The organism is Enterobacter sp. AG326, assembly GCF_004362415.1.
GTDB classification, from domain to species: Bacteria; Pseudomonadota; Gammaproteobacteria; order Enterobacterales; family Enterobacteriaceae; genus Enterobacter; species Enterobacter asburiae.
This window is the reverse complement of the sequence record NZ_SNXG01000011.1, coordinates 1-15483: the sequence shown is the minus strand read 5'-3', so window position 1 is coordinate 15483 and position 15483 is coordinate 1. Positions and strand designations below refer to the sequence as shown.

The following is a 15483-nucleotide window of genomic DNA, read 5'->3' as shown; positions in this document are numbered from 1 at the left end:
TGGCGGCTTCGCCTTACCCGGCCTACAGATCCCTACGGCCTTATCCTTTCTCTTTGGCTTTTGCCAGCATGGCGCGGATGTTCGCCACGTTAGCCTGACCCTTGTGCATCCGCTCTTCCGCGGTAATCACTTTGCGCTCCTGTTCCCAGATCACGTCATCCTGCGGCAGTTCCAGCAGGAAACGACTCGGCTCCGGGCGTACCAGTTCACCATACTGGCGGCGCTCTTTACACAGCGTGAACGTTAGCTCTTTCTGCGCGCGTGTGATCCCCACGTAGGCCAGACGGCGCTCCTCGTCGACGTTATCTTCATCAATGCTGCTCTGGTGCGGCAACAATCCCTCTTCCATGCCGACCAGATAAACATACGGGAACTCCAGCCCTTTTGACGCATGCAGCGTCATCAGCTGAACCTGATCGGCCTCTTCTTCGCTCTCGCCGCGCTCCATCATGTCGCGCAGGGTAAAGCGAGTGACCACCTGCGTCAGGGTCATTGGCTCGTCGATTTCAGAGCCCTCGAGCATTTCGGTCATCCAGCTGAAGAGCTGGTTAACGTTTTTCATGCGCATCTCTGCCGCCTTCGGGCTGGCTGAGGTTTCATACAGCCAGGACTCATAGTCGATGCCGTGAATGAGATCGCGCACTGCCGCCACCGGCTCGCGCTCCGCGAGACGCTGCACTTCGCCGAGCCAGTGGGTGAAGCGGGTTAACGAGTCATACCCGCGTCCGGTTAACGTCTGGCTCAGCCCCATGTCGAAGCTGGCGGTAAACATACTTTTGTTGCGGGTCATCGCCCACTCGCCGAGCTTTTGCAGCGTCGCCGGGCCAATCTCGCGTTTTGGCGTATTCACTATGCGCAGAAACGCGCTGTCGTCATCCGGGTTCGTGAGCACGCGCAGGTAGGCCAGCAGATCTTTGATTTCTGGTCGTGAGAAGAACGACGTGCCGCCCGAGATTTTGTACGGAATGCGGTTCTGCATCAGCATCTTTTCAAAGACGCGCGACTGGTGATTGCCGCGATAGAGGATCGCGTAATCCTTATATTCGGTTTTGTTGACGAAGTGGTGAGCGATGAGCTCGCCCGTCACGCGCTCCGCTTCATGATCCTCATTGTTGGCGCTGAGCACTTTCAGCTCCGTGCCGTAGCCCAGTTCGGAGAAGAGACGCTTCTCAAATACGTGCGGGTTATTGGCAATCAGGATGTTTGCCGCCTTCAGGATACGCCCGGAGGATCGGTAGTTTTGCTCCAGCTTAATCACCTGCAGGGCCGGGAAATCTTGGCTCAGCAGCACCAGGTTTTGCGGGCGCGCGCCGCGCCAGGAGTAAATCGACTGGTCATCGTCGCCTACCACGGTGAAACGCGCGCGCTGCCCCACCAGCAGCTTCACCAGCTCATACTGGCTGGTGTTGGTGTCCTGATATTCATCCACCAGCAGGTAGCGGATTTTGTTCTGCCAACGCTCGCGCACTTCTTCATTGCGCTGCAGCAGCAGCGTGGGCAGCAGGATCAGATCGTCAAAGTCCAGCACGTTGCACGCTTTCATATGCGCATCGTACAGACCGTAGCAGTGGGCGAAGATCCGATCCCGTTCGCCTTTGGCGATCGCCGCGGCCTGGGCCGGCGTCATCAGATCGTTTTTCCAGTTCGAGATCGTCGAGATCAGCTGCTGCAACAGCACTTTGTCATCTTCGATCAGCCCCTCGGTGAGCTCTTTGAGCAGCGCCACCTGATCGGTGTCATCGAAGAGCGAGAAGTTGGACTTCATTCCCAGCGCCGCATACTCGCGTTTGATGATATCCAGCCCCAGCGTGTGGAAGGTGGAGATCATCAGGCCGCGCGCCTCTTTACGGCCCAGCGTCTGAGCGACGCGCTCTTTCATCTCGCGCGCCGCTTTATTGGTAAAGGTGACCGCCGCAATGTGTCGCGCCTGATACCCGCAGTTGTGGATCAGATGGGCGATTTTGTTGGTGATCACGCGGGTTTTACCCGAACCGGCCCCTGCCAGCACCAGGCATGGTCCAGTAACGAATTCGACCGCTTGTTGTTGTCCAGGGTTTAAACGCATGGGAGTGTTGCTCAATCTTCGAACGGGGTGTGGATTGTAGCAGAAAGCCGGGCGCAGATTTACCGGCTAATGATAAAGTGGAGAAATCGCGTTTAACCCGTAGAGCAGAACCATGAAAAAGACCGCAGCAGCCCTGCATATTCTGGTAAAAGAAGAGAAACTGGCCCAGGAGATCCTGGCCAAGCTGGAGCGCGGCATCAGCTTTGATCATCTGGCGAAGCGTTACTCTAAATGCCCTTCCGGGCGCAATGGCGGGGATCTCGGCGAGTTTCAACAAGGTGCGATGGTCGGCCCGTTCGATCAGGCGGTCTTTAGCTGCCCGCTTCTGAAGCCCTACGGCCCGGTAAAAACCAAATTTGGCTACCATATCATTAAGGTGCTTTATCGCCGCTGACGCGTGGTATATTGCGCCCCGATTTATTTCAACCTATTCAAGGTACGATCATGGCAAAAACAGCAGCAGCAGTGCACATCCTCGTTAAAGAAGAGAAACTGGCTTTAGATCTTCTGGAGCAGATTAAAAACGGTGCCGACTTCGGCAAGCTGGCTAAGAAGCACTCCATCTGCCCGTCAGGCAAACGCGGCGGCGATCTGGGTGAGTTCCGCCAGGGCCAGATGGTTCCGGCGTTCGATAAAGTGGTGTTCTCCTGCCCGGTGCTGGAGCCAACCGGCCCGCTGCATACCCAGTTCGGGTATCACATTATTAAGGTTCTGTATCGGAAATAAACAGCAAGGCCTTCTCTAAGAGAAGGCCTTTAATGTTTGCCCCCTCTCCCTGTGGGAGAGGGTCGGGGTGAGGGCATCAGCCCGCACCTGGTATTAACCCGCGACCGCGATACGCTTCATATCGGTCATGTAGCCACGCAGTTTGTGGCCCACTTTCTCGATCTGGTGGCTGCGAATCGCTTCGTTCACATCGCGCAGCTGCGCGTTATCCACGGCACCTTCCGCAATCGCTCTGCCCAGATCGCCCGTCTGCAGAGTGGTCATAAACTCTTTCAGCAGCGGTACGCAGGCGTAAGAGAACAGGTAGTTACCGTATTCTGCGGTATCAGAGATCACCACGTTCATTTCGTACAGACGCTTACGGGCGATGGTGTTCGCAATCAGCGGCAGCTCGTGCAGAGATTCGTAGTACGCAGACTCTTCGATAATGCCGGAATCCACCATGGTTTCGAACGCCAGCTCAACGCCTGCTTTCACCATCGCGATCATCAGTACGCCTTTATCGAAGTACTCCTGCTCGCCGATTTTACCTTCATACTGTGGCGCGGTTTCGAACGCGGTTTTACCGGTCTCTTCACGCCAGGTCAGCAGGTTTTTATCGTCGTTCGCCCAGTCCGCCATCATGCCGGAAGAGAATTCGCCGGAGATGATGTCGTCCATGTGTTTCTGGAACAGCGGTGCCATGATGGTTTTCAGCTGTTCAGACAGCGCGTAAGCACGCAGTTTTGCCGGGTTGGACAGACGGTCCATCATCAGCGTAATACCGCCCTGCTTCAGCGCTTCGGTGATGGTTTCCCAGCCGAACTGAATCAGTTTTTCCGCGTAGGCCGGGTCGGTACCTTCTTCCACCAGCTTGTCGAAGCACAGCAGCGAACCGGCCTGCAGCATACCGCAGAGGATAGTCTGCTCACCCATCAGGTCAGATTTCACTTCGGCAACGAAGGAGGATTCCAGCACGCCCGCACGGTGGCCGCCGGTCGCCGCTGCCCATGCTTTGGCAATCGCCATGCCTTCGCCTTTCGGATCGTTTTCCGGGTGAACCGCGATCAGGGTCGGCACGCCGAAGCCGCGCTTGTACTCTTCGCGCACTTCCGTACCCGGGCACTTCGGTGCCACCATCACTACGGTGATGTCTTTACGGATCTGCTCGCCCACTTCAACGATGTTGAAGCCGTGGGAGTAACCCAGCGCGGCGCCGTCTTTCATCAGCGGCTGTACGGAACGCACAACGTCAGAGTGCTGCTTGTCCGGGGTCAGGTTAACCACCAGATCCGCCTGCGGGATCAGCTCTTCATAGGTACCCACTTTGAAGCCGTTTTCGGTCGCTTTGCGCCAGGAAGCACGCTTCTCAGCAATCGCTTCTTTACGCAGGGCGTAGGAGATATCCAGACCGGAGTCACGCATGTTCAGGCCCTGGTTCAGACCCTGTGCGCCACAGCCGACGATGACCACTTTTTTACCCTGAAGGTAGCTCGCGCCATCGGCAAATTCGTCGCGCGCCATGAAGCGGCATTTGCCCAGCTGCGCCAGCTGCTGGCGCAAGTTCAGTGTATTAAAGTAGTTAGCCATGGGTGATACCTCGTGATGTTGTGTGTCTTATTGTTCGGTTCGCGTTTCAGCGAGAATGTACCCACATTACAACAGGAAATTTATTGCGGAAATTGATATATTCACAACGTCATGTTGCAATTTTTGCAATATAAAAAGAGGGAGTGGAATCGGTGGATTTACGCGATCTGAAAATGTTCCTGCACCTGGCGGAAAGCCGCCATTTTGGCCGCAGCGCCCGGGCGATGCACGTTAGCCCCTCCACGCTTTCACGCCAGATCCAGCGCCTTGAGGAAGACCTCGGCCAGCCGCTGTTCGTACGCGACAACCGCACCGTCACCCTCACGGAAGCGGGTGAAGAACTGCGCATTTTTGCCCAGCAGACGCTGTTGCAGTACCAGCAGCTGCGGCATTCGATTGATCAGCAGGGGCCGTCACTTTCCGGCGAACTGCATATTTTCTGCTCCGTGACCGCCGCCTATAGCCATCTGCCGCCGATTCTCGACCGCTTCCGCGCGGCGCATCCGTCGGTTGAAATTAAGCTCACGACCGGCGATGCCTCCGACGCAATGGAAAAAGTGGTGACGGGCGAAGCGGATCTCGCCATTGCCGGGAAACCTGAAACCCTGCCGGGCGCGGTGGCATTCTCAATGCTGGAGAATCTGGCGGTTGTACTGATTGCCCCGGCGCTGCCCTGCCCGGTGCGTAACCAGGTATCGGTGGAAAAACCGGACTGGTCCACGGTGCCGTTTATCATGGCCGATCAGGGGCCGGTGCGCCGCCGCATCGAGCTGTGGTTCCGCCGTCAGAAAATCAGCAACCCGTCGATTTACGCCACGGTCAGCGGCCATGAGGCGATGGTGTCGATGGTGGCGCTGGGCTGCGGCGTGGCGCTGCTGCCTGAAGTGGTGCTGGAAAATAGCCCTGAACCGGTGCGCAATCGCGTGATGATTCTGGAGCGCAGCGACGAGAAGACGCCGTTTGAGCTTGGCGTGTGCGCACAAAAAAAGCGGCTGCATGAGCCGCTTATTGATGCGTTCTGGCAGATATTGCCGAACCACTAAAGCCGGGTGGCGCTGCGCTTACCCGGCCTACACGCAGCTCAGCCCTTAGCCCGCGAGGAAGAAGCGGAAGGCAGGGTTATGGGTTTCGTCATGACACTCATAGCCCAGCTCGTTCAGCCGCGTTTCGAAATCCGGCTCGTGCTCGCCCAGTTCGAACGCCGCCAGCACGCGGCCGTAGTCGGTGCCGTGGCTGCGGTAGTGGAACAGAGAGATGTTCCAGTGCGTGCCCAGCGTGTGCAGGAACTTGAGCAGCGCGCCCGGCGATTCCGGGAACTCGAAGCTGAACAGACGTTCCCGGAGCGGCTTCGATGGACGCCCGCCGACCATGTAGCGCACGTGCAGCTTCGCCATCTCGTCGTCAGAGAGATCGACCACGCTGTAGCCGCCCTCATGCAGCAGGTTGAGGATCTCTTTGCGCTCCTCCACGCCGTGGCTCAAGCGCACGCCGACAAAAATACAGGCGTCTTTGGCATCGGCAAAACGGTAGTTAAACTCCGTCACCGAACGACCGCCCAGCAGCTGACAGAACTTCAGGAAGCTGCCCTTCTCTTCCGGAATGGTCACCGCCAGCAGCGCTTCCCGCTGTTCGCCCAGCTCGCAGCGCTCGGAAACGTAGCGCAGGCCGTGGAAATTCACGTTGGCACCAGACAGCACGTGCGCCAGCCGCTCGCCGCGAATGTTGTGCTGCGCGACGTATTTTTTCATCCCCGCCAGCGCCAGCGCGCCGGAAGGTTCCGCTACCGCGCGCACATCCTCGAACAGATCTTTCATCGCCGCGCAGATAGCATCGCTATCAACCGTGACGATATCGTCGAGATATTCCTGGCACAGGCGGAAGGTTTCATCCCCAATGCGCTTCACCGCCACGCCCTCGGCAAACAGCCCGACGCGCGGTAGATCTACCGGGTGACCCGCATCCAGCGCCGCTTTCAGGCAGGCAGAGTCTTCCGCTTCAACGGCGATGACTTTGATCTGCGGCATCAGCTGTTTGATCAGCACCGCGACGCCCGCAGCCAGGCCACCGCCGCCGACCGGCACAAACACGCGATCGAGATGGGCATCCTGCTGCAGCAGTTCCAGCGCCAGCGTGCCCTGCCCGGCAATCACCATCGGGTGGTCGAACGGCGGCACCCAGGTGAAACCCTGCTGCTGCGCAAGCTCAATCGCTTTGGCTTTGGCTTCGTCAAAGTTGGCGCCGTGGAGCAGAACTTCGCCGCCGAAACCGCGCACCGCGTCGACTTTGATATCTGCGGTAGCGACCGGCATCACGATCAGCGCCTTCAGCCCCAGACGAGCAGACGAGAACGCAACGCCCTGGGCGTGGTTGCCCGCAGACGCGGTAATCACGCCGCGTGCTTTCTGCTCATCGGTCAGCCCGGCCATCATCGCGTAGGCGCCGCGCAGCTTAAAGCTGTGCACCGGCTGACGGTCTTCGCGCTTGACCAGAATGACGTTGTCGAGGCGCGAAGAGAGTTTTTCCATTTTCTGCAGGGGCGTAACCTGCACGGCTTCATAGACCGGCGCGCGCAGCACCGCTCTCAGGTATTCCGCCCCCTCGGGGGCGGCGGATAAGGGTTGTGACTCGGCCATCATTAGCCCCCAAGTTTAGATTTATCGCGCACCGCGCCTTTATCTGCACTGGTGGCAAGGCTCGCGTAGGCGCGCAGGGCAAAGGAGACTTCACGCTGGCGGTCTTTCGGCGTCCAGGCTTTATCGCCGCGGGCTTCCTGCGCTTCACGACGGGCCGCAATTTCCTGGTCGCTCAGCTTCAGCTGAATACCGCGATTCGGAATGTCGATTTCGATCAGGTCGCCGTCTTCGATGATGGCGATGTTGCCGCCGCTTGCCGCTTCCGGGGAAACGTGGCCGATAGAGAGGCCGGAGGTGCCGCCGGAGAAACGCCCGTCGGTGATCAGCGCACACGCCTTACCGAGTCCCATGGATTTCAGGAAGGTGGTTGGGTAGAGCATCTCCTGCATGCCGGGACCGCCTTTCGGCCCTTCGTAGCGAATGACAACCACGTCGCCTTCCACTACTTTGCCGCCGAGAATTGCCTCTACCGCTTCATCCTGGCTTTCGTATACTTTCGCCGGACCGGTGAATTTCAGGATGCTGTCGTCCACGCCTGCGGTTTTCACGATGCAGCCGTTTTCCGCGAAGTTACCGTACAGCACGGCCAGACCGCCGTCTTTGCTGTAGGCGTGCTCCAGCGAGCGGATGCAGCCTTCGGCGCGGTCATCGTCCAGGGTATCCCAGCGACAGTCCTGCGAGAACGCCTGGGTGGTACGGATACCGGCAGGACCGGCGCGGAACATCTTTTTCACCGCGTCGTCTTTGGTCAGCATGACGTCGTACTGGTCCAGCGACTCCGGCAGCGTCAGGCCGAGCACGTTTTTCACGTCACGGTTCAGCAGCCCGGCGCGATCCAGCTCGCCCAGAATGCCCAGCACGCCGCCGGCACGATGCACGTCTTCCATATGGTACTTCTGGGTGCTCGGCGCGACTTTGCACAGCTGCGGGACTTTGCGGGAGAGCTTGTCGATGTCGCTCATGGTGAAGTCGATTTCGGCTTCCTGTGCGGCGGCCAGCAGGTGCAGAACGGTGTTGGTAGAGCCGCCCATGGCGATATCCAGCGTCATGGCGTTTTCGAACGCCGCTTTGCTGGCGATATTGCGCGGCAGCGCGCTGGCGTCGTCCTGCTCGTAGTAGCGTTTGGTCAGCTCAACGATGCGCTTACCGGCATTGAGGAACAGCTGCTTACGGTCGGCGTGGGTCGCCAGCAGCGAGCCGTTACCCGGCTGAGAAAGACCCAGCGCTTCGGTCAGGCAGTTCATGGAGTTAGCGGTGAACATCCCGGAACAGGAGCCACAGGTCGGACACGCGGAGCGTTCCACCTGGTCGCTCTGCTCGTCAGAGACTTTCGGGTCCGCGCCCTGGATCATCGCATCGACCAGGTCGAGCTTGATGATTTTGTCGGAGAGCTTGGTTTTCCCCGCTTCCATTGGGCCGCCGGAGACGAAGATCACCGGAATGTTCAGGCGCAGGGAGGCCATCAGCATCCCCGGGGTGATTTTGTCGCAGTTGGAGATGCAGACCATCGCATCGGCGCAGTGGGCGTTAACCATATACTCTACGGAGTCGGCGATCAGCTCGCGCGACGGCAGTGAATAAAGCATGCCCCCGTGCCCCATCGCGATACCGTCATCCACCGCAATGGTGTTGAACTCTTTTGCCACGCCGCCGGAGGCTTCGATTTGCTCGGCAACCAGCTTACCGAGATCGCGCAGGTGCACGTGGCCCGGTACAAACTGGGTGAAGGAGTTCACCACGGCGATAATCGGCTTGCCGAAATCGGCGTCGGTCATTCCGGTGGCGCGCCACAGCGCGCGGGCTCCCGCCATATTACGGCCGTGGGTGGTGGTGGCTGAACGATACTTAGGCATGCTTTATTGACTCCCGTCTGACTATTTAATGGGACGGTGCGTGCCGTCCCAAATTTATGCTTAGTGATTAACCTGATCCAACCAGCCGTATTTATCTTCTGTTTCGCCGGTGAAGAGGCCAAAGAACGCTTGCTGAATACGTTTGGTGACCGGACCGCAGCGGCCTTCGCCCACCTGGATACCGTCTACGCTGCGTACCGGCGTGATTTCAGCCGCCGTACCGGACATAAACACTTCATCCGCCAGATAGAGGGATTCACGGGACAGCACCTGCTCGCGCACTTCGATACCCAGATCTTTCGCCAGCTTGATGATGGCGTCACGGGTGATGCCCGGCAGCGCGGACGAGGTGAATGGCGGCGTGAACAGGATACCGTCTTTCACTTCAAACAGGTTTTCGCCCGCGCCTTCAGAGATGTAGCCATTCACGTCCAGGGCGATACCTTCCTGATAGCCGTGGCGGCGCGCTTCGCTACCGACCAGCAGGGAAGAAAGGTAGTTACCGCCTGCTTTCGCGGCGGTCGGAATAGTGTTTGGCGCAACGCGATTCCAGGAAGAGACCATTGCGTCGATCCCCTGCTCCAGGGCTTCTGCACCCAGGTAGGCACCCCATGGGAACGCGGCAATGATCACATCGGTGTTATAACCGGCTGGCGGGTTCACGCCCATGCCGACGTCGCCCACGAACACCAGCGGACGAATATAGGCGCTGGTCAGGTTGTTTTTACGGATCACGTCGCGACAGGCTTCCATCAGCTCGTCAACGCTTTGTGAAACCGGGAAACGATAAATTTTGGCTGAGTCATGCAGACGCTGCATGTGTTCGCGATGGCGGAACACCACTGGCCCTTTGTGAGAATCGTAGCAACGGATGCCTTCAAATACGGAGGTACCGTAGTGCAGCGCGTGGGACATCACGTGGACCTTCGCGTCCTCCCAGCGAACCATCTCACCGTTGAACCAAATGTAATCAGCTTTTTTTGTCGTCATTTTTTCGTCCTGTCACGCTTAAGCGCGGATTTGTTGTGATGTGGTTGTGCTCTGGCAGATGGCAACATGGGCAACGTCTACCAGCTTTGATAACTGACTAAACAGTAAGTCGACCGACCGCGGGCTGGCAACGGTTAATTCGATACTGATGTTTTGGGCGTCTGTGGCCGTTTCCATATTCATAGAGCAAATCTGAAAACCACGATGACGCACCACACGCAAAACGCGTTCTAAGGTTTCCGGGTTGAAGCGAGCCTGTACGGCGACCTGATGCTGCATCATGATAATTTCTCCATCATTTGTGAGTTACTGGCACCAGGCGGTACCAACGGCCAGACGTTCTCGAGTTCGTCGATTGAGACATGAAGCAGGTAAGGCCCATCGCTGTTCAGCATGGTGTCGAGCGCCGCTTCAACCTGATCTTTACGGGTGATGTGCTGGCCAGGGATGCCAAAGGCGCTGGCCAGGGTGAGGAAATCGGGGTTATCGGTGAGCGTCGTTTCGCTGTAACGCTCCTGGAAGAACAGCTGCTGCCACTGGCGAACCATCCCTAAACGCTGGTTGTCGAGCAAGACGATTTTCAGCGGCAACTGCTTGCGCTTAACGGTGCCGAGCTCCTGAACGTTCATCATGAAGGAGCCGTCACCGGAGATACAGATAACGGTATCGTTAGGGCGAGCAACCTGCGCACCAACGGCTGCTGGCAGACCGAAGCCCATGGTACCCAAGCCGCTGGAGGTGATGAAGTTTTCCGGGCGGGTGTAGGTCATGTGCTGCGCGGACCACATCTGGTGCTGGCCTACGTCGGTTGTGACGACGCTGTCAGCCGGTTTACGGTCGGACAACTGCTTCAACAGCAGCGGCGCGTAGATGGCCTCGCCGGGGTGGTCGTAACGCCAGGCGTGCTCGGCGCGCATGTCTGCGGTGTGCTGACGCCATGCGTTGATATCCAGCGGCTGCTGCAATGCCGGTAACAGCGCGTTGAGATCGCCCTGCAAGGCGACATGCGCCTGACGCAGCTTGTTCATCTCCGCCGGGTCGATATCCATATGAATGACTTTGGCGTTCGGCGCAAAGGTATTCAACTTGCCGGTAACGCGGTCGTCAAAACGGGCACCGACGGCGATGAGCAGATCGCACTCCTGCACCGCCAGGTTTGCTGCTTTGGTGCCGTGCATCCCCAGCATGCCCAGATAGTATGGGTAATCCGCGTCGACAGCACCGAGACCTTTCAGCGTGCAGGTCGCTGGCATCTGCGTTGTTGCGATAAATTCGCGCAGGGCTGGAACGGCCTGCGCCATGCCGACGCCACCGCCGACGTACAGCATCGGCTGTTTCGCCTGCGCCAGCATCTGGCGGGCCTCATCAACCTCCGCATCCGGAAACGCATCGTCGCTTTCAACGGTGGAGAAGTGCGGTTCCAGATCGCCGAGAGCCACCTGGATATCTTTCGGGATATCGACCAGAACCGGACCAGGACGGCCGGAGCTTGCCACTTCGAATGCTTCTGCCATTACGCGCGGCAGCTCTTCCAGAGACTGGACGAGGAAGCTGTGTTTGGTACAGGCCAGCGATAAACCGAGGACGTCGACTTCCTGGAAAGCATCGGTACCGATGAACGGAGACGCCACCTGCCCGGTGATGGCGACAACGGGAACGGAATCCAGCAGCGCGTCAGCCAGACCGGTGATCAGGTTCGTTGCGCCCGGGCCTGACGTCGCCATACACACGCCGGTTTTACCTGTCGCGCGGGCATAGCCAATAGCTGCCATCGCTGCGCCCTGCTCGTGTCGGCACAAGAGATGTTCCACGCCGCCGTCATACAGTGCATCGTAAATCGGCATAATTGCGCCACCCGGATAACCGAATACGGTTTCGACTCCCTGCGCGCGCAACGCATGTACTACCCACTGTGCCCCATTCATAGTCAGTTCCCCGTCATAAATCGGGAGAAACAGAATTTTGTGCTAGTCGTCATTCTCTGCTCCTCATTTACGTTTTTTAGTCATAAAAAAACCCCCGGACCTTTCGGTGCGGGGGTCTTAGTTCGTTAAGGCTTGATTTCTAAGCCTTTCCTCGTCCAAGTGCAGCCCCGCACGGTGGGATAATAATCACCACCACGCTAATCACGACCAGGCTAATCACTCGTAGAAGGGCTGTCATTTTCAGTTCTTTTTGCATCTTGTTCGAAGGAATACCTAAAGAGTTATCACAGTTTTTAAATCAAACACAAGATTTATTTATGACGGATTTGATTAGGCAGCGAATCATATTTCTTAAAAGCGTTGTTTTATATACGGAAATTAGAAAATGAATATTTTTCATTTTTTTACTGCGGTTCTTAACGTCAAAACGGGGCTTTTTACATTCTGCGAGGAGGCTTCCACGGTTATGCAATGGTTTCATTGTGCGCTTAAAATCTCTGAACAGGCGGCGTAAATTCGCAAAATGATGCTAAACAGACAAAAGAGACGCTGGCATAGTCACACCAGGAGGTAGTGCAAATGTCACTGTCAGTTGTTTATACGCGTGCGGCTCTCGGGGTAAAGGCACCGCTTATTTCCGTCGAGGTTCATTTAAGTAATGGGCTACCGGGACTCACGCTTGTCGGGTTACCTGAAACGACGGTTAAAGAGGCCAGGGATCGCGTTCGCAGCGCAATAATAAATAGCGGTTATACCTTCCCCGCGAAGAAGATCACCATCAACCTTGCTCCTGCCGATCTGCCTAAAGAGGGGGGACGATACGATTTACCTATCGCAATTGCCCTTCTCGCGGCTTCTGAGCAGCTTAATACGACACGGCTAGGCTCGTATGAGTTCGTTGGCGAACTCGCGCTTACAGGCGCGTTAAGAGGCGTTCCCGGTGCGATATCGGGAGCGCTGGAAGCCATACGAGCAGGACGGCAAATCATTGTCGCCAATGAAAACGCATCAGAAGTGAGTCTTATCGCCGAGAAGGGGTGTCTCATCGCGGGGCATTTACAGGAAGTTTGTGCCTGGCTGGAAGGGCGTCATGAACTGTCCGAGCCGGAGGAGTGCGATGATGCTATAGCGGATGCTCCAGAGGATCTCAGCGAGATTATGGGACAGGAGCAAGGGAAACGGGCGCTGGAGATTACGGCGGCTGGTGGACACAATCTTCTGTTAATTGGCCCGCCGGGTACGGGTAAAACAATGCTGGCAAGCAGGTTAAGTGGGTTGCTTCCACCGCTCAATAATCATGAAGCGCTGGAAAGTGCCGCCATATATAGCCTTATCAGTTCGACGTCGTTGCAAAAACAGTGGCGCCGCCGTCCTTTTCGTTCCCCACATCATAGCGCTTCACTGACGGCAATGGTTGGCGGTGGGTCTATCCCCGGGCCGGGTGAAATCTCGCTGGCACACAATGGCATTCTGTTTCTCGATGAGCTGCCTGAGTTTGAGCGCCGCGTGCTGGATGCACTGAGGGAACCTATTGAATCCGGTGAGATACATATCTCACGCGCACGAGCGAAAATAAGCTATCCCGCGCAGTTTCAGCTGGTCGCGGCGATGAACCCCAGCCCGACGGGTCACTACCAGGGCAACCATAACCGCTGTACGCCAGAGCAGACGTTGCGCTATCTGGGTAAGTTATCCGGCCCGTTCCTCGACCGTTTCGATTTATCCCTCGAAATCCCCCTTCCCCCGCCGGGTCTGCTCAGGCAAACGGGCATAACGGGTGAAAGCTCAACGGAGGTACGCGAGCGGGTGATTGCAGCCCAGACGCGGCAGTACGCTCGTCAGAACAGGCTGAATGCGCGGCTGGATAATGCCGGGATCCGACAGTTCTGTTCTCTTAACGTCGAGGATGCGGGATGGCTGGAGGAGACGTTGACGCGGTTCGGGCTGTCCATACGTGCGTGGCAGCGTTTGCTGAAGGTGGCCAGAACCATTGCTGACGTGGAGGGATGCACTGACATTGAGAGGAAACATTTGCAGGAGGCGCTGAGCTACCGCGCTATCGATCGTTTACTGCTGCATTTGCAGAAATTGCTGGCATAAAAAAAGGGGCCGTAGCCCCTTCTTTTCATTTAGTCATCAGACTCGGTGTAGTCTTCTGCACCTTCCATCTGCGGCTTGCCGCCAGAAAGCGTATGGAAGCGTTTTGGACGCTTAATGCGCGCCATGTATTTGATCCATACACGTTCCGCTTCAGACTCCGGCTCACGCTCACCACGGCAAACAGAAACAAACTGTTTTTCGTCTTCGGTTGCAGGTTCACGCTTACCAAGATCCAGCTCGTTAAAGGCATAACCATGGCGCTCAAGCAGTTGAGCTTCTTTGATGGTGAAATCGCCGTGACGAGAGAACCCGCGCGGATAATGTTTATTGTCGAAAAAACGATTAGTCGTCGTAAAGCTTTCCGCCATCCTACACGCTCCTAATTCTTTGGCCGAGCTATTTATGGCGCGGAGTATTAGTTACGCTTGACAGAGTGTAAAACAAAACATTTAAATCATAACGACAAATAATTTTGCGGAGAAAGATGTGGATACGGAATTGCTTAAAACTTTCCTTGAAGTGAGCAGAACACGCCACTTTGGGCGAGCAGCTGAGGCCCTTTACCTGACGCAGTCAGCAGTCAGTTTTCGTATTCGACAGCTGGAAAATCAATTGGGTGTGAATCTTTTTACCCGCCATCGTAACAATATTCGCTTAACGCCTGCCGGCGAGAAACTGCTGCCGTACGCAGAAACGCTGATGAATACATGGCAGGCGGCACGTAAAGAGGTCGCACATACTTCAAGACATAATGAATTTTCGATAGGGGCCAGCGCTTCTCTGTGGGAATGCATGCTAAGTCAGTGGCTTACCCGGCTGTATCATTCACATGGCCACCTGCAATTTGAAGCCAGGATTGCACAGCGGCAGTCGCTGGTTAAGCAACTTCATGAACGCCAGCTTGATCTTCTGATCACAACCGAAGCCCCCAAGATGGACGAATTTAGCAGCCAGATTGTGGGCCAGTTTGGCCTGGCGCTTTATGCGTCTGAACCTTCGATGATGAAGGCAGACCTGACCTATTTACGCCTGGAATGGGGACCGGATTTTCAGCAGCACGAGACGGGACTGATTGCACCTGATGATGTTCCGCAGTTAACGACCAGCTCGGCAGAGATCGCCTGTCAGCAGCTGTCTCTGCTGAAAGGTTGTACCTGGTTACCTGTTCGCTGGGCAGATGCTAAAGCAGGGCTGCACACCGTGCTGGATTCCACCACGCTTACCAGGCCGCTGTATGCAATTTGGCTGCAAAACAGTGATAAGCAATCTCAGATAAAAGATCTGTTAAAAATCAATGTAATGGATTGATGCATCAGCCAGCAGGGATGCTGGCTGAAAATTAAGAAGAGAATTTTCTGCAGTGTTTCAGGCAAAAAAAATCCTTTGCCGAAGCAAAGGATTCTATATGGCAGGGGCGGAGAGACTCGAACTCGCGACACCCGGTTTTGGAGACCGGTGCTCTACCAACTGAGCTACGCCCCTAAAGTTTTTTGCCATTAAGCCTGCCAACAAGGCAGGCTTAATGTCTTAATAAGTGGCGGAACGGACGGGACTCGAACCCGCGACCCCCTGCGTGACAGGCAGGTATTCTAACCGACTGAACTACCGCTCCACCGAAGACT

15 protein-coding genes and 2 tRNA genes are annotated in these 15483 nt (G+C 56.6%); 5 read left to right on the top strand and 12 right to left on the bottom strand.

The annotated features are described in order from the left end of the window. Positions 1–40: 40 nt before the first annotated feature. Entirely contained in the window at positions 41–2065 is a 2025-nt protein-coding gene (gene rep, locus DFO52_RS21240) for a DNA helicase Rep (protein WP_133551141.1), read from the bottom strand. Positions 2066–2177: 112 nt separating this feature from the next. On the opposite strand from rep, the gene ppiC (DFO52_RS21235) reads away from it, so the two are divergent. Next, positions 2178–2459, top strand: a complete 282-nt coding sequence (gene ppiC, locus DFO52_RS21235; RefSeq protein ID WP_004886860.1) for a peptidylprolyl isomerase PpiC — start codon at positions 2178–2180, stop codon at positions 2457–2459. 50 nt (positions 2460–2509) lie between these two features. Beyond that, entirely contained in the window at positions 2510–2791 is a 282-nt protein-coding gene (gene ppiC, locus DFO52_RS21230; protein ID WP_023309650.1) for a peptidylprolyl isomerase PpiC, read from the top strand. Between the two features lie 93 nt (positions 2792–2884). On the opposite strand, the gene ilvC is transcribed toward ppiC (DFO52_RS21230), so the two are convergent. After that, complete coding sequence (gene ilvC, locus DFO52_RS21225; protein WP_133551140.1) at positions 2885–4360, bottom strand: ketol-acid reductoisomerase; 1476 nt, start codon at positions 4358–4360, stop codon at positions 2885–2887. A gap of 152 nt (positions 4361–4512) precedes the next feature. Here ilvC and ilvY point away from each other — a divergent pair, with 152 nt between their 5' ends. Continuing rightward, complete coding sequence (gene ilvY / locus DFO52_RS21220) at positions 4513–5403, top strand: HTH-type transcriptional activator IlvY (protein ID WP_032641403.1); 891 nt, start codon at positions 4513–4515, stop codon at positions 5401–5403. 45 nt (positions 5404–5448) lie between these two features. Here ilvY and ilvA read toward each other — a convergent pair whose 3' ends face one another. The 7 genes from ilvA to ilvL form a co-directional block, all read right to left on the bottom strand. Beyond that, positions 5449–6993 (bottom strand): threonine ammonia-lyase, biosynthetic, encoded by a 1545-nt coding sequence (gene ilvA, locus DFO52_RS21215; protein ID WP_133551155.1) that lies wholly within the window; start codon positions 6991–6993, stop codon positions 5449–5451. Positions 6994–6995: 2 nt separating this feature from the next. After that, the gene (ilvD, locus tag DFO52_RS21210) at positions 6996–8846 is read right to left on the bottom strand and encodes a dihydroxy-acid dehydratase (RefSeq protein ID WP_023333831.1); all 1851 of its coding nucleotides are present in this window, start codon (positions 8844–8846) and stop codon (positions 6996–6998) included. A gap of 60 nt (positions 8847–8906) precedes the next feature. Continuing rightward, complete coding sequence (ilvE, locus tag DFO52_RS21205; protein WP_023326297.1) at positions 8907–9836, bottom strand: branched-chain-amino-acid transaminase; 930 nt, start codon at positions 9834–9836, stop codon at positions 8907–8909. Positions 9837–9854: 18 nt separating this feature from the next. Then, positions 9855–10118, bottom strand: a complete 264-nt coding sequence (gene ilvM, locus DFO52_RS21200) for an acetolactate synthase 2 small subunit (protein WP_006179206.1) — start codon at positions 10116–10118, stop codon at positions 9855–9857. Further along, positions 10115–11761: an acetolactate synthase 2 catalytic subunit gene (ilvG, locus tag DFO52_RS21195; protein ID WP_133551139.1), complete on the bottom strand. Its 1647-nt coding sequence runs from the start codon at positions 11759–11761 to the stop codon at positions 10115–10117. The genes ilvM and ilvG overlap by 4 nt, the downstream gene beginning before the upstream one ends. Before the next feature lie 2 nt (positions 11762–11763). Beyond that, the gene (gene ilvX, locus DFO52_RS23170; RefSeq protein WP_166792073.1) at positions 11764–11814 is read right to left on the bottom strand and encodes a peptide IlvX; all 51 of its coding nucleotides are present in this window, start codon (positions 11812–11814) and stop codon (positions 11764–11766) included. 86 nt (positions 11815–11900) lie between these two features. Further along, positions 11901–11999: an ilv operon leader peptide gene (ilvL, locus tag DFO52_RS21190; protein ID WP_001311244.1), complete on the bottom strand. Its 99-nt coding sequence runs from the start codon at positions 11997–11999 to the stop codon at positions 11901–11903. 341 nt (positions 12000–12340) lie between these two features. Between ilvL and DFO52_RS21185 the strand changes: the two genes are divergently transcribed. After that, a complete protein-coding gene (locus tag DFO52_RS21185) occupies positions 12341–13861 on the top strand; it encodes a YifB family Mg chelatase-like AAA ATPase (RefSeq protein ID WP_133551138.1) in 1521 nt (506 codons plus the stop codon). Between the two features lie 29 nt (positions 13862–13890). On the opposite strand, the gene DFO52_RS21180 is transcribed toward DFO52_RS21185, so the two are convergent. Next, entirely contained in the window at positions 13891–14229 is a 339-nt protein-coding gene (locus DFO52_RS21180; protein WP_023309658.1) for a DUF413 domain-containing protein, read from the bottom strand. Positions 14230–14347: 118 nt separating this feature from the next. Between DFO52_RS21180 and hdfR the strand changes: the two genes are divergently transcribed. Further along, the gene (hdfR, locus tag DFO52_RS21175; protein ID WP_047646979.1) at positions 14348–15169 is read left to right on the top strand and encodes an HTH-type transcriptional regulator HdfR; all 822 of its coding nucleotides are present in this window, start codon (positions 14348–14350) and stop codon (positions 15167–15169) included. Positions 15170–15267: 98 nt separating this feature from the next. Here the strand turns inward: hdfR and DFO52_RS21170 are convergent. Beyond that, a tRNA-Trp gene (locus tag DFO52_RS21170) sits at positions 15268–15343 on the bottom strand. A 53-nt stretch (positions 15344–15396) separates the two neighbouring features. Then, positions 15397–15473: transfer RNA gene (locus tag DFO52_RS21165), tRNA-Asp, on the bottom strand. Positions 15474–15483: the final 10 nt, after the last annotated feature.

Coding starts and splice junctions, on each gene's coding strand:
- rep (WP_133551141.1), bottom strand. CDS start 2,065: ATGCGTTTAAACCCTGGACAACAACAAGCGGTCGAATTCGTTACTGGA.
- ppiC (WP_004886860.1), top strand. CDS start 2,178: ATGAAAAAGACCGCAGCAGCCCTGCATATTCTGGTAAAAGAAGAGAAA.
- ppiC (WP_023309650.1), top strand. CDS start 2,510: ATGGCAAAAACAGCAGCAGCAGTGCACATCCTCGTTAAAGAAGAGAAA.
- ilvC (WP_133551140.1), bottom strand. CDS start 4,360: ATGGCTAACTACTTTAATACACTGAACTTGCGCCAGCAGCTGGCGCAG.
- ilvA (WP_133551155.1), bottom strand. CDS start 6,993: ATGGCCGAGTCACAACCCTTATCCGCCGCCCCCGAGGGGGCGGAATAC.
- ilvD (WP_023333831.1), bottom strand. CDS start 8,846: ATGCCTAAGTATCGTTCAGCCACCACCACCCACGGCCGTAATATGGCG.
- ilvE (WP_023326297.1), bottom strand. CDS start 9,836: ATGACGACAAAAAAAGCTGATTACATTTGGTTCAACGGTGAGATGGTT.
- ilvM (WP_006179206.1), bottom strand. CDS start 10,118: ATGATGCAGCATCAGGTCGCCGTACAGGCTCGCTTCAACCCGGAAACC.
- ilvG (WP_133551139.1), bottom strand. CDS start 11,761: ATGAATGGGGCACAGTGGGTAGTACATGCGTTGCGCGCGCAGGGAGTC.
- ilvL (WP_001311244.1), bottom strand. CDS start 11,999: ATGACAGCCCTTCTACGAGTGATTAGCCTGGTCGTGATTAGCGTGGTG.
- DFO52_RS21185 (WP_133551138.1), top strand. CDS start 12,341: ATGTCACTGTCAGTTGTTTATACGCGTGCGGCTCTCGGGGTAAAGGCA.
- DFO52_RS21180 (WP_023309658.1), bottom strand. CDS start 14,229: ATGGCGGAAAGCTTTACGACGACTAATCGTTTTTTCGACAATAAACAT.